The following is a 13,994-nucleotide window of genomic DNA, read 5'->3' as shown; positions in this document are numbered from 1 at the left end:
TTTGCAACACCCTACTTTTTTACTCATAAAGATATAAAACAAACATTGCATGTGACCATGCAAGCGGAACAACCCAAGCACTCTGACCTGTCAATTTGTCAATTTGTTCAGGTAAAAGTCCATTTTTTTGTGCATGCTTAAATGCCCAATTAAATAATTCATTTGCTCTTTCAATATTTCCTACTTTTTTATAGTATATAGCAAGCCAAAGTGTTGTAATAATCCATGGATTTCCTCCTGCATAAGTGTCATTTGCGTATCTCTTTATTCCGCCAGAAAATGAACTTGTGCAACTTGTTTCAATATTTTTAATTGTATTTTCCAAAACCTCATTATTTTCTATCATCATAAATGGATAAAAAGCACCAATTATACTTGCGTCCATAACATTGTCAACTTTTTGATAATATTTTATTATATTGTATTTATCATCAGGCTCTAAATACCTATTGTCATTATCCAATAAATTATATAGTTCTTTTGAAACTCTCATATCAACTGTTCGAGCATATATATTTTGTTCATTTAAAATAAACCTAGTAAATGTTTGTGAAACCAATGCCTTTATCTTTATCTCAATTTCTAATGTAAGTTCAAAGAAATATCTTTTAGCAACTTCAAGTGCTGCATAAATTGCTGCATTTGAGTAAAGATGGATTCCCTGTCTTTCTTCCCACAGGTCAAAGCTTTTTAATATTAGCCCTTTTTGTTCATCAATATTTTTAAGTAAAAATTCAATTGCTTTTTGTAGGTTTTTTTTGTATTTTTCAATAAGATGATATTTTTCATTTTCTTCACAGTGTTTAATAAATCCCCATATTATTGAAGCAGTTTCATCAATCTGTATTCCCCAAGATGGTGCTAATGTGCCATCTGTCCAATATCTTTGATTCCAACTTCCATCTGCTTCTTGACATGAAAACTTAAAGTTATAAAACTTCTCAACCTCATCATGCATACCAAGCTTATCCATTGAAACAGTAATAAAAGCAGCATCTCTTCCCCACGAAAATCCATATCCACCGCACTTTGAAAATTCTTCATCAAATTCTGGTGCAGCAATAATTCCACCTGTTTCTCTATTCTGTAGAAGATAAAAAACATAGGCACTTCTCTTTACAATACTATTAATACTTTCATCTGTTGCTACATTTAAATTTAATCTATTGAATCTATACTCCCAATAAGTTACATTGTCTTGATAAATGCTTTCATATCCCATTTTTCTTAATTTATTTATCTTTCTTATAACTTCATCTTTTGAATTACCAAATGTAATATATAAAACATATCTTTCACTTTTTTTAGCTTTGAGTGCTATCTGTGGCCTTGTTATTTCTTCAATCCCTTCAAGGATGCAATCCTTTGCATCCTTGATACCTTCTGCTAAGGTAAAGCTCTTTATTCCATTTTCAAAGGTAATAGCAGCAATTGTATTATGAAGATATACAAAACATAGGTCATTTTGCTTGTCAAAATAAGCTGCATTAAAATTTTTATGCTCGTTTATCATAGGCTCAAAGAATACAAAAAAATCATCAAAATCAGCTTCCCAGCATCTGACTATACTATCTGATGTAAAGTCTATAAAATCAGTTTGTTTTATTTCTTTATTACCAAGTGAGTATTTTACTTGATATGCAAAATCATCAACATATTGTGCTTCTTTTTTTAATTTTATGTCCTCAAAAAATATAAGTCCATCGTTATATACAGCAGGTAATAGAAGTTTTATCTGCTGAAAATAATCAATTGAAGGCCAATAATATCTTTGCATTATTCCATTTTGATCAATCTGAGCGAGTGATTTTGAGTTGCCAATTATTGCTTCTATTAAATATGGTTTTTTCATACTGTTTCTCATACTCCTTAACAAAATAGTATTGCAAACATTTGCATAATGTATATTTATATTATAAATAATTTTATATAATTTAACAATGGTTTTATATTATAAAGCTTTCTAATTCATCACAGACCTCTTTAAATTTGTTTTCAACACTATCAAAATCCATAGCCTGTATATAAAATTTTTCAAGTTCATCATGCAAGCCTTTTGCTTTTTTCAAAAAGTTAATTACTTTTACAAACTCATTGCTGATATGCAAATTTACTTCATTAAATAGCTCTCTATCTGCTCCATTAAATGCTTTATCAAAGTCAACTTTTATATTATTAAATGTGCTATCTGTTATTGTATGATATCTGTTTGAAGTAATAATAAATGTGGAAAGTTCGGGAATAGCTAAATGTTCAAGCTTTTTGGGGTTAAATCCGCAATAAAACATTTCAACATCAAATCCACGTTCTATTGCATAATCCATAATCTTATTTAAAATTTGCAGCGAACTTTCAAACTCTGAGTTTATAACAAATACATTATAAAATCTTTTTGCGTTTTCTTTTATAAATGATTGAAAGCCTTGTGGTGTTATAGCTGATAAGAAAAGTTTTCTTCTCTGTCCTTTCCTATATGATACTCTTGCATATCCAAAAATCTGCTGGCAAATATTCTCATAAAGCTTGTTTAGGTAACCTTCTGAGATATACTTTTCTTCAATTCTTAATAATATCTCTTTATATGAATTTATTGCCCTCAAAACAGAGTATGCATTTTTAAATTGTTCAGAAATTTCATTATTGATATTAATAATACTTTCCCTATCCTTTTCTAATTTGCATACATCAAAATAGTCACCCAAATTTATTATTTCATCAACAGCTCCTGGATATACAGGATCAATTACATGGGGTGCTGTCCCATCAATAAATGCAATTCCAAGCTCTGGTATACAAATACCATCTAATGAATCAACATCAGATGAACAGTGAAAATACTCTACAAAATATCCTTTCTCGTTTAAGTAGTTACCTATCTTTCTCATAAATGTTGATTTACCAGTTCCTGGCCCTCCTTTTATTACATATATCTTTTTGGCAGCCTTTGGGCTTATTATATTATCAAAATATGAAAAAAACCCTTTATATGAATTTGCCCCTGGGAAAAAATAAGCACTATTTACCAATTCCAATCACTCCAAAAATTAATATATCCTTAAGAATATATATGAGATAAGATTTTAATTTATTCATAATCCAAAAATCACTTTATATTAAGCTTTTACAGTGATAAAATATTAACTGTTTAAATATTTACAATGTAGGTGAATAAATATGGAAATTGTAATTGCACAAATTAATCCAACAATTGGTGATATAAAAGGAAATTCAAAAAAAATAATAGAGGTTATTGATAGGTTTAAAAATAAAGAATGCCTTATAATATTCCCTGAACTTACTATAACAGGCTATCCACCTAAGGACCTTTTGTTTCAAAAGGATTTTATAAATGCAGTTGAAAATGGTTTAAAAGAGATTACTGAACATGTTAATATGCAATATGTTATTTTAGGTACACCATCAAGAATTGAAGGTAATAGAAAATTATACAATAGTGCTGTTGTTATTCATGATAAAAAAATTATGGATGTTGTTCATAAAACATTACTCCCTTCTTATGATGTATTTGACGAAAATAGGTACTTTTTACCTTCAAAAGAAAGAAAGGTTGTAAAAATTGGAGAATATAAGGTAGCTTTAAATATCTGTGAGGATATCTGGAATATTGATAATAGACAGCTTTATGGCATTGACGTTTTAGAAGAGCTTTCATTACAAAACCCTGATTTTATAGTAAATATCTCTGCATCACCTTATCACTACAAAAAAATGGATGAACGTTTTGATATATTAAAAACTGCTGCAAAGAAATATAAGCTTCCTGTCATATATGTAAATCAAGTAGGTGGAAATGATGAACTTATATTTGATGGGAATAGTGTTGTGATTAATACAAATGGACAAATTGTAAAAATGGCAAAAGGCTTTGAAGAAGATATTATAACACTTGACACTGAACAAATTAATAATTTAAATATTTTTGATTTTAAAGAAGATATCTCTTGGATTTATAAAGGTCTTGTTCTTGGGATTAGAGATTATTTTTATAAAACAGGATTTACCAAACGAGCTGTTGTAGGCTTGTCTGGCGGTATTGATTCGGCTGTTGTTGCTTGTCTTGCTGTAGAGGCTCTTGGTAAAGAGAATGTCTTAGGAGTATCTATGCCTTCAAGATATTCTTCAGAGCACAGTAAATCTGACGCATACAATTTAGCTCAAAACCTTTCAATTGAATATAGGGTTTATCCTATTGAAGAGCCTTTTAAAACATACATTAAGATGTTTAATAATTCTGAGGAAACACAAAAAGACCTTGCTGAAGAGAATATTCAAGCAAGAATAAGAGGAAATATCTTGATGTTTATATCAAATAGAGAAAATAGAATGGTTTTAACAACAGGTAATAAATCTGAGATTGCTGTTGGATATTGCACTTTGTATGGTGATATGGTAGGAGGGCTTGCAGTTATTTCTGATTTGCCAAAACTTCTTGTTTATGAACTTGCAAGATATATAAATAGAGAAAAAGAGATTATCCCTGAAAATATTCTTATAAAGCCACCTTCAGCAGAATTAAGGCCTGATCAGTATGATACTGATTCTTTACCCCCTTATGATATTTTAGATCCAATTTTAGTTGCTTATATTGAAGATATGAAAAGTATTGATGAGATTACCGAGTTAGGATATGAAAGAAGCCTTGTTGAAAGGGTTATAAAGATGGTTGAAAGGGCTGAATACAAAAGAAAGCAAGCAGCACCTGGACTCAAAATTACATCAAAAGCCTTTGGCTCAGGCCGTAGAATGCCAATAGTACAAAGGTGGACATAAATAAGACTGCCCTTTCGGGCAGTCTTATTCTCTTTCTATTTCAATATCCCCATTTCCTAAAACAATATCAATTTGATGATTATCGCCGTATATACTTGTAGTATATGTATCATTTAGTTTCTTTAACTCAAAATCTGATTTAATAGATTTTGATGAGGTTTTAATTAATACCTTTGATGATACCTCTTTTGTAAATGATAATTTAATATTCCCATTTCCTCCCTGAATAATCGATCTTTTATAAGATTTTAGCTTATCAATACGTGAAGTAATATTACCATTGTTATTAATAATTGAAATTGTTTGAGCTTGAGAAATATCTGATTCAATATTTCCATTCCCATTGTTTATTGAAACATTTCCTTTAACAAAATCTATATTTACGTTGCCACTACCATTTCTTATATCTAGGCTACCATTAATTTCGTTAATCTGAATATTACCATTGCCGTTTACGATATACAAACTTCCATAAAGGGTTTTTACAAAAATATTACCATTTCCATTCTGAATACTCAAATTGCTTTTTTGTGGTATTGAAATGGTTAAATCAATGCTTCTTTTTATATCTGATGCATTATTATTTGTAATTGCTTCTGAAAGGTATGCTCGTGATTTTATAACAACCTCGTTTTTATTATCATTATTTTGATTACCCAAATCAACAATCATCTCGTTAAAATACTCATTTAATAATTGACTTTTAATCTCATTTTTGCTAAGTATTTTTTTAGTATATTCAAGAGATAATTCATCATTATTATTTTGTTTAATAATAATATTAGAATTATCGGCATCAATACGGACTAACTGTTTAGGTAATAATTTAATTTTCTTCTGGTCATCTTTCTTATAAACCTTCTGAGACTTATAAAAAATATCTACGGTCGAACAACCAGATAACAGAAAAACTAAAATGAATGGGATTATTAATAATTTTTTCATACCATCCCCCCAAGTATACTTAAATTTTTATGTAATCTCTCACCTACCTTTAAATTCTATTTATTTTATTATATATTACTAATCTTCAATTGTCCAAGCCCACTTATTTTGTTGAATAAATATATAAAGCTTATTATCACCTTTGTTTATTATCTTTTTTGAAAAATCTTGTGTTGTTTCACAAAGCCTATTAAAATAATCTATAACAACAGAGTTTGCTATCTTTTCATCTTTTGTAATCTTTTCAATCAAAAAATTTATATAAATCTCATCATTTTTACTTTCAATAAATTTGCTACTGTTATTAAACATAGGCTCAAATAAATCTTGTGACGGAATGCTTTCGGTTATCAAAACTTCTGGAATTCTAAAGGTTCCAAACATATACTTTTTTAGATTTACAATAGATCTAATATACATCTTATTAAATTCCTGGTTTGATGTAAGAGTGTATGCAACCCAAAGGTCGTAGTTTGCTGCATAAGACTTATTTATATCTATTTTTGCAGCAATAAAATCACCAGAAATTATATCATTTGTCAAAAATCCTGAAATACATTTAATTTCAATTCCTGCAAGTCCTATTACTTTATTATAACATTTATTTATATCTATACCTTCAGTAAGATATTTTTGTTTTTCATTTTTATCAACCGGAATGAAAATTATCATTTTTAAACTCCTCCAATAACTTTTGTATTTCTAAAGCTAACTTATTTAAACCAAAAGGTTGAATTTTCAATTTTTCAATTGCATCTTGTATTTGCTTAATACTTCCAAAAATCAAACAATCTGACTTTTCAACCGAGCAATTAATACATCCTCTATTTACAGCAGCATCTGAGCCTACTGATAGCATTGTTTGTTTTAGTATATTTGCAGCTGCAGGCTTTAAGTTCTCAATATAGATATATAGATAAGTCATTTTTGAAATCAGATAATTAGCAGCGTATTTATCAACACCTATTTTATTTAATAAGTCCCTTTTTTGATTAATATTAATACTACTATCTATAATTCTTACAGTCATTTTTATGCCCTTTCTTTATTTTTTTACTTTATTTTACCAAAACTAATATTTGAATAATAGTGCTTTAGGATATCTTTATAGTTTAGTCCTTGTGTTGCATAGTATCTTGCACCCCATTGGCTCATTCCAACACCATGCCCAAAGCCTTTTGTTGATATAATTACATTATTTTTTTCAAAGCTTATCCAAAATTCAGTAGAGTTTAGTGTAAATATCTCTCTAAATTGATTACCTGAAATAATCTCATTTCCAATTTTTATATTCTTAACTCTGCCTGTTGATGTTCTTTCTATTACTTTAACTTGGTCTTGTAGTGTGTTATACCTTATGTTTATATTTGGAAAATTGCTTTTGAGCTTGTTTATAAACTGTGTTTTGCTAATTTTTATGTTAGATGAATATTTAGGGCAACTTTCTTCACCTAAGCTTTGTGTGCTTTTTAGATAAGGAATATCTTCTCCAAAAACCTCTTTAGCGTCTTCTGTTTCTCCTCCTGATGCTGCATGAAAGAGTGAGTTAATAACTTCGCCATTATAAACCATAACCAACCCTTTTGTATCTAACACAGCCTTTTTTATTTTTTCATAATATTTTTCAAAACCATTACCCCATCTTTTTTTCATTTCATCAATTGTTATATATGCCTGACAGTGTTCAAAACTATCACATAAATATACACCTTTTATAGCATGTTCTTGCTTTTTTATTATCTTTCTTACTGCATAAGTTCTTGCTGCGACAGCTTGAGCTTTAAGTGCCTCAATAGGAAACTCGGCTGGCATCTCTGCTGCTACAACTCCTATTATGTAATCCTCAATGTCCATTTTTTTAACCTCTTTATTATTAATTAAAACCTTAACATATATTTTTTTGTCGTTTATTGGTTTTGTAGTAGACCCTTGTTGATTTTTGTTATTTGAAATATTATTTTTAAAAATTATTAATATAAAAAGAAATATTATTGAGAAAGTAATTATCAGAAAGTCTTTCTTGAGCCTTCTTTTTTTTCTCAACTTTGCCCTCCATATCAACCTATTTTCAAAGATACAACTGTCATATCATCAATAATTTTTTGTGTAGTTTCTAATGCAAAGTTTAGTATCTCACGAGTTGCAAATTGTGTTGATGAAAAACTATTTTCTCTTAGATAGTCAAGTAGCTTATGTTCACCACTTTCACCTAAAGATTCAATTACACCATCTGAAACCATAAAAATCATATCACCTTTTTCAATATCTTCAATAAAATAATCATATGTATTATTAAAATCAACACCAGCAGGAAGCGAAGATGAGTTATATATAAATACATTTGGCCCTCTTTTTATGAATGTCGGCATAGCCCCCATTTTATATATCTCAAGTCTTTTTTTGTACCTATCTATAGAAACAATATCTACAGAGGCAAAGCCTTCTTTTGAACGAATATTTAGTACTGAATTAATAAATTTAAGAGCAATTTCTTTATTAAATCCTAAATTTGTTAGCTTTTTTAAAGCATCTATAACAATAAAGCTATTTTCAGAAGCCTCTTTCCCTGTTCCCATTCCATCTGAAATACAACTTATAAATTTACCATCTTTAAGCTGCAAAAAGCAAACTCTATCTCCATTTACCATTTTTTTACTTTTTGAGCTTATAGCATAATCCACCCATATATTAGGTTTTTTAATAAGTGTTATTTCATATGTTCCATCAAAATTAGGTATCTCAGATATTATTTCAACCTCATAGCCACATATTGTTTTTGCTATTGCTTCAATCTCGCTTTTTTTGGGTGTTTTAAAACTTTCTTCTAATATTATGTTGCAGTAAAAGTCTGAATCTATAAAGGTAACCTGTGCTGATTTTACATTGTATCCAAATCTATTTAATTCTATTTCTAACTCACTTGATAGCCCTTTATCAACAGTAACATTTTCTTCTTCTAATTTTGCTGCATCAATTAAGATTTCTTTAATCACATCAATTTGTTTAAACATGCCTTTCTCTTTTTGTGCTAAATTGTTTTGAATAAGCATAGAATACTTAAAACTGTCAGCAAAACCATTCAATATTGTAATAAACTCCTTACTTCTGACACAGTTATGATAGATTTGAAGATTGCTGCTGAAATTTACTTTCCCTTTTTTCATTAATATTTCTCTAATCTCTTTTAGCATTTGATTGGTAGTTTTATAATCATTCTCCCAGCAGTTCTGAGAATAAATGCAGTCATAACAAAGCCTGGAGCATACATCTTCTATCATCTTTTTAGCCTCATCTTTGTTTATTAAAAGATTCATTGATTCAATTTCATTTTTCTTTATATTATCTATAATTGAACTAATGCTTTGCATTTTTTGTTTTAAAGCTACCTGTATATCCATATTATCCACCTCGTCCATATTAAATTTTATTTTTTCGATGGGAAACACTAAAAATATAATACAAGAAGCAATTATTTCTCTTAGTTTTATGTTTGGAAATGTTGATATATATATAGTTGATAAAAGATATCCAAATAAAGCACCAATACAAGTTCCAACCTTGCCAAAGCCTTTAAAAAGCCCTGCCATAAGTGCTGTAAATGAATAGATAACTGCATTTTCAACAAATGAGGACGTCTTTATTACATCAATAAAGCCTGTTATAAATCCAAGTGTTGTAGAAAAAAGAATTCCATAATTGTATGCAATTATACAGATAATCAGCATAAGCAACAATTTTTTTATCTCAAAAAATCTATCAAAGATATTCTCTAAACCAAACAAAGAAATTGATAATATAATGATAAATAAAAACACCTTTTCACTTTTTATGCTTTTCCTTTTATACAAAGTATCTTGAAATATCTCAAATGCAAAAACCATTCCAGCTGCAATAACTGCTTCAAAGAAGCAATATAAAAGATATGCACTTTGTTTTTGTAGTATAAAACAAGAAATGCAAGAGCTAAAAAATAGACTTCCAAATGTAATAATAGAATTATAATATGTATTAAAATTGAAAAAATAAAATATAACTGTAATAATACAGATTGATAAAACATACTTTATTATTATATTCTTATCAAGAGTTGACATTACACCAAATATTGAAAATAAGGCTGATAGGTAAAATAGGTAGTTTTTCTTTTTAAATGATGCTAACAAGGATAAACAAAGTGGCGAAAACTCTAATATATTACACCTCCCAAAAAGAAAGCTAAGAAATAAAATTAAGTAATCCTCCTTTTTTAAAATCTCATAAGTAATCACCTTTTCTTGTTTAGCTTGATGTCTTTTAAAGGTCAATACCTCAACCTTTTCCATTTTTTGCATCTTCCCCTCATCTGTTAAGATTTTTTCTGTGTAATGGATTATATTACTAAATATATTTATTTTTATGTCAAAATAATGATGGAAAAGAACATTTTTTTACGACAAAATGAGACTGAATTTGTGATAGATTTATTAAGTTTAATCTACATGAAAAGTTTGGAGTAAAAGAATATTGGATTGTAGAAGTGGATGCTAAATTTGTGAGTGTCTTTAAATTACAAGATAATAATATGTTCGGTAGACCTGAAATTTATTGCGAAAGTGATGTTGTTGAAGTATCGGTTATTTCAGGATTAAGATTGATTTGTGGGATGTGTTTGAGGGGGTGTAGGTAAAGAAATTGTCAATTTATTTGATACCTTTATGCCAATGATGTACTGGAATATCTAATAATAAAATTAAAGTTGTCAAAAAAAGGTTTTAGGTTATAAAAACTTTGAATAGAAAAGAAATAGAGTCCCTCATTGTTGTAGATAATTAATTTTGTTATCAATATTGAAAAATCCAACCTTTAGTTGGTCGATCTTGTCATGCTCATTTTTAGGTAAACATAAATTATTTCATCTATTAGTTCAAAAATATCTTGAAAACAAGAAAGGGTAGGCATTTTTAACTTTGCCTACCCCAACTGTTGATAAAGAGCTTTTCTTTTATAAAATTAAAAGCATTTTTAATCTCATTTTCAGAGTAATTTTTATCAGATTTTAATTCATATATCTTATGAATAATTTCTTCTTTTGATAAATTCTTAAAATATAATATAGTAGCAATTAGTTCTAACTCTCTTGCAGTTTTGTTATTTAAAGTTCTAACAATATCTTCAATGCCATTCAATTCATTATCTTGACATTTTTCCGCCCATTTCTTCCCATTATCTGTAATTTGATAAGAATACTGATTCCATCCTTGATTTTCTTCCTTTGTTTCTTTTAGTATGCCCATATAACTTAAAGTTTCAATCTCTAAAGCAAGTTCTTGAGAATAAGGACCATAAAAATGAAAATCAAATTTTTCATTGAACGGATAGCCCATTTCTTTTAAAATGTATATAATTTTTTGGACCTTCTTTCTACTATCAAAAGAATTGCAACAAGAAAAAACTTTAGCAAGTTTAAAATAATCCATAAGAATCATCTATTTCACCCCACTTATTTTATTCAAAATCTCTTTTAATTTGCTATCATCTTTACCAATCATATCACTAACATAATATATCCTATGTTGAATAAGCTCTTCTCCAGCTAATGCACTTACAGGTTTTGACTTTCTTGATAATTCAACTATTTTAGTACCAGAATATATATTTATAGCCACTTTTTCTTCTTTTTCACCTGGTCTATAATAGTCATATGAAACATCTCTGGGTCTATCTATATCAAAATAATATTCAAGTTTAATACCTTTTTTATCATATAATTCCTTTAAGCATTCTTGAATTTCAAAAAATAACATTGGTTCTTTTAAAACAGATTCTTTGCAATCAATATATTCAAATAATCTTCTATTAATAAATCTATTGCATAAATCAGATAATATTTCATCTTTTGAATTAGTCCATTCTTTAAAACAATATAGTACCATTATTTCGTCTAATTTTAAAAATTCTTCTAAAGATAAATCATTTTTTAATAAACTTTTTATTGGCTTTGGTAAAAAATAATCCTTTATCTCATCATTTTTATAAAGAAAGATCGCTCTTTCAAAAATTTTTTTTAGAATAATTTCAGCACTTCTAGTGGTAGGATGAAAATAAACTTGCCAATACATATAATATCGGGCTAAAAGATATTGTTCAACACAATGTAGTCCACTCTCTTTTACAACTACTATATCATTATAAGGTATTAAAACTCGTAATAATCTTTCTAAATCAAAATGTCCATAACTAACTCCAGCAACTATACTATCTCGTAACAAATAATCCATACGATCAACATCAAGCTGACTAGAAATTAGATTAATTATTAATTTTTTTGAAGACACTTTTGAAATAATATCAGAAATATATTTTGGAAAATTAGCATCAACTCCTCTAAGAACTTTATTAATCTCAGTGTCCCCTTCAATTATTTCTTTTGTCCATTCTTCATGATTCCTATCTATGACTTTTTCAATAGCATGAGAAAATGGACCATGTCCTATATCATGAAGAAGAGCTGAACACAAATATAATAATCGCTCATCCTCGTCAATATTTAAAAGACCATTTCTTTGAAATATTGATAAAACTTTTCTCATAATCTCATAAGTACCCAAAGAGTGCGTAAACCTTGTATGTTCAGCACTATGATATGTAAGATATGATGTACCAAGTTGTTTTATTCTTCTTAATCTTTGCATTTCTTTTGTATTGATTAAGTCTAATATTGGCTTATCAGTTACATATATAAAATTATGAACAATATCCCTAAATACCTTTTCATCACTTCGATGATTTGACATAATTTTTTCACCTATATGTAATATATAGTAAATATAATTATAACAAACTTATATTCGTATGTAAATATAAAATATCAATTTTATTTTTGATTTTAAATTGCAATATTAAATGCAACACTTTTTTAAAAGTAACTGGAAATTACAAATTAATTAGAAAAACTGTGTATGATATTAGTTGACAATATGTACCAGATTCCCATATGGGAATCTGGTACTTGCCATTTTATGTATATAACCTTATAGTTAGTATAGCATTTTTATCTATACTGCCACTAAAAGCTTCTCTAATACATTTATTCTACATATGTTACTAAGCTCATTTGAAAATTTTTCCATAATGTTTTTATAGTTGAATATCCTCCTCTGTAGTCTATTGTACCAATCTTTTACTCTCTTTTTTTTAAATATTTTTACCAACTGTGTGTTGGCTTATTTTATTATGTTTTTTTATTTTATACTTATTAAATCTTTAAAAATTAAAATATTCTTTTATAATAAGTTTGGGTAGGCATTTGATTTCACCCACCCCCAGCTATTGACATAAAACCTTTTAAATAAGGTTTAGGTATTGGATATAAAATAAAACCCAATATATTCTTTAACATCAAACTAAGTTTGTTTCATTACTCTATGGTAAGCTTCATTTTAAAATTTAATATTTTTATTTTTTAATCATAACGACTATATAAATACACTTTTTTAACACCAAAACTAAATTTGTAAAATTCGTAAAATGGTATATTCCAAAAGATCTATACTTGGTTTTGATAAATGTAACATATTTTTTGTTTCAAAAAATCTATGTTTAGAACATGGTACATTTTAAAGAAAAGATATTTTTTGTTTTTATTAAATTTAAATTCGTTTTATCCATTTAGTTTATGAGAAGCTTTTATATTTTAATAATTGTCTCATATTTTTAGGGTATTTTCATCTCTTTAAAATACAAATAAAACTTTTCATGTATAATTATCAATTCTTCGGTCAGGAAAATTTATAAGAACTAAATAATCAGCTTTATCTTTCCTATAATTTCTTATTTTGCCTCATTTAAAAGATGAATTTATTACTAAATTATCTTTAAATAATTTATTATGAATTTTCATTTTCCAAAATAATTTATAATACTATTAAATATTAAGAATAACTAAAAATATTTCCACTAAAATTGACGTTATTTATTATCCCAACTTTTTAACCCAGATAAAATCACACATTTTAAGCGATATCAACTACTGTAGAGTTTCTTAAAAAAGTAAGAAAATAATTTTAATAAAAATGATAGAATTATTTAAAACTACTCTATGAGAAGCGTTTTTATTTATCTGTAGAAAAGCTTGAACAATTGTCATTTTTAGATTTTTTATTCCTATATAAAGCTAATTCTTCTATATAATCAATAAATATTATTGAACATTTTCAAAGATATTGTTGTTCCTTCTTACTTTATCCTTGATAATTTCTATAGCACCTGTTACAAGTAAT

General features: G+C 27.5%; 10 protein-coding genes. 1 reads left to right on the top strand and 9 read right to left on the bottom strand.

The window, feature by feature from the left end; all coding sequences use genetic code 11:
- Positions 1 to 19 precede the first annotated feature (19 nt).
- Both ACAG39_08330 and ACAG39_08325 read right to left on the bottom strand, forming a co-directional pair.
- Positions 20 to 1,852, bottom strand: coding sequence for a glycoside hydrolase family 15 protein (locus tag ACAG39_08330; GenBank protein MEZ0537245.1), 1,833 nt, complete (start codon positions 1,850 to 1,852; stop codon positions 20 to 22).
- A 94-nt stretch (positions 1,853 to 1,946) separates the two neighbouring features.
- Entirely contained in the window at positions 1,947 to 3,026 is a 1,080-nt protein-coding gene (locus tag ACAG39_08325; protein ID MEZ0537244.1) for an ATPase, read from the bottom strand.
- A gap of 148 nt (positions 3,027 to 3,174) precedes the next feature.
- Here ACAG39_08325 and ACAG39_08320 point away from each other — a divergent pair, with 148 nt between their 5' ends.
- Positions 3,175 to 4,791, top strand: a complete 1,617-nt coding sequence (locus tag ACAG39_08320) for an NAD+ synthase (GenBank protein MEZ0537243.1) — start codon at positions 3,175 to 3,177, stop codon at positions 4,789 to 4,791.
- Between the two features lie 24 nt (positions 4,792 to 4,815).
- Here ACAG39_08320 and ACAG39_08315 read toward each other — a convergent pair whose 3' ends face one another.
- The 7 genes from ACAG39_08315 to ACAG39_08285 form a co-directional block, all read right to left on the bottom strand.
- Positions 4,816 to 5,736, bottom strand: coding sequence for a hypothetical protein (locus ACAG39_08315; protein ID MEZ0537242.1), 921 nt, complete (start codon positions 5,734 to 5,736; stop codon positions 4,816 to 4,818).
- Between the two features lie 78 nt (positions 5,737 to 5,814).
- On the bottom strand, positions 5,815 to 6,408 hold the full coding sequence (locus tag ACAG39_08310) for a hypothetical protein (GenBank protein ID MEZ0537241.1): 594 nt from the start codon (positions 6,406 to 6,408) through the stop codon (positions 5,815 to 5,817).
- Positions 6,386 to 6,766: a hypothetical protein gene (locus ACAG39_08305; protein ID MEZ0537240.1), complete on the bottom strand. Its 381-nt coding sequence runs from the start codon at positions 6,764 to 6,766 to the stop codon at positions 6,386 to 6,388. The genes ACAG39_08310 and ACAG39_08305 overlap by 23 nt, the downstream gene beginning before the upstream one ends.
- 23 nt (positions 6,767 to 6,789) lie before the next feature.
- Entirely contained in the window at positions 6,790 to 7,779 is a 990-nt protein-coding gene (spoIID, locus tag ACAG39_08300; protein MEZ0537239.1) for a stage II sporulation protein D, read from the bottom strand.
- A gap of 14 nt (positions 7,780 to 7,793) precedes the next feature.
- Complete coding sequence (locus ACAG39_08295; GenBank protein ID MEZ0537238.1) at positions 7,794 to 10,058, bottom strand: SpoIIE family protein phosphatase; 2,265 nt, start codon at positions 10,056 to 10,058, stop codon at positions 7,794 to 7,796.
- Positions 10,059 to 10,676: 618 nt separating this feature from the next.
- A complete protein-coding gene (locus ACAG39_08290; protein MEZ0537237.1) occupies positions 10,677 to 11,201 on the bottom strand; it encodes a YwgA family protein in 525 nt (174 codons plus the stop codon).
- On the bottom strand, positions 11,202 to 12,509 hold the full coding sequence (locus ACAG39_08285) for an HD domain-containing protein (GenBank protein ID MEZ0537236.1): 1,308 nt from the start codon (positions 12,507 to 12,509) through the stop codon (positions 11,202 to 11,204).
- Positions 12,510 to 13,994: the final 1,485 nt, after the last annotated feature.

It is taken from the genome of Caldicellulosiruptoraceae bacterium PP1 (genome assembly GCA_041320695.1).
Classification (GTDB): domain Bacteria; phylum Bacillota; class Thermoanaerobacteria; order Caldicellulosiruptorales; family Caldicellulosiruptoraceae; genus JBGGOQ01.
The sequence above is the reverse complement of the archived record's forward strand: the minus strand, read 5'-3'. Positions and strand labels throughout refer to the sequence as shown.

What these genes read in the sequence shown, in the direction of transcription:
- ACAG39_08315 (MEZ0537242.1), bottom strand. Translation starts at nt 5,736, where the DNA reads ATGAAAAAATTATTAATAATCCCATTCATTTTAGTTTTTCTGTTATCT.
- ACAG39_08290 (MEZ0537237.1), bottom strand. Translation starts at nt 11,201, where the DNA reads ATGATTCTTATGGATTATTTTAAACTTGCTAAAGTTTTTTCTTGTTGC.
- ACAG39_08330 (MEZ0537245.1), bottom strand. Translation starts at nt 1,852, where the DNA reads ATGAAAAAACCATATTTAATAGAAGCAATAATTGGCAACTCAAAATCA.
- ACAG39_08285 (MEZ0537236.1), bottom strand. Translation starts at nt 12,509, where the DNA reads ATGTCAAATCATCGAAGTGATGAAAAGGTATTTAGGGATATTGTTCAT.
- ACAG39_08310 (MEZ0537241.1), bottom strand. Translation starts at nt 6,408, where the DNA reads ATGATAATTTTCATTCCGGTTGATAAAAATGAAAAACAAAAATATCTT.
- ACAG39_08320 (MEZ0537243.1), top strand. Translation starts at nt 3,175, where the DNA reads ATGGAAATTGTAATTGCACAAATTAATCCAACAATTGGTGATATAAAA.
- ACAG39_08295 (MEZ0537238.1), bottom strand. Translation starts at nt 10,058, where the DNA reads ATGGAAAAGGTTGAGGTATTGACCTTTAAAAGACATCAAGCTAAACAA.
- ACAG39_08305 (MEZ0537240.1), bottom strand. Translation starts at nt 6,766, where the DNA reads ATGACTGTAAGAATTATAGATAGTAGTATTAATATTAATCAAAAAAGG.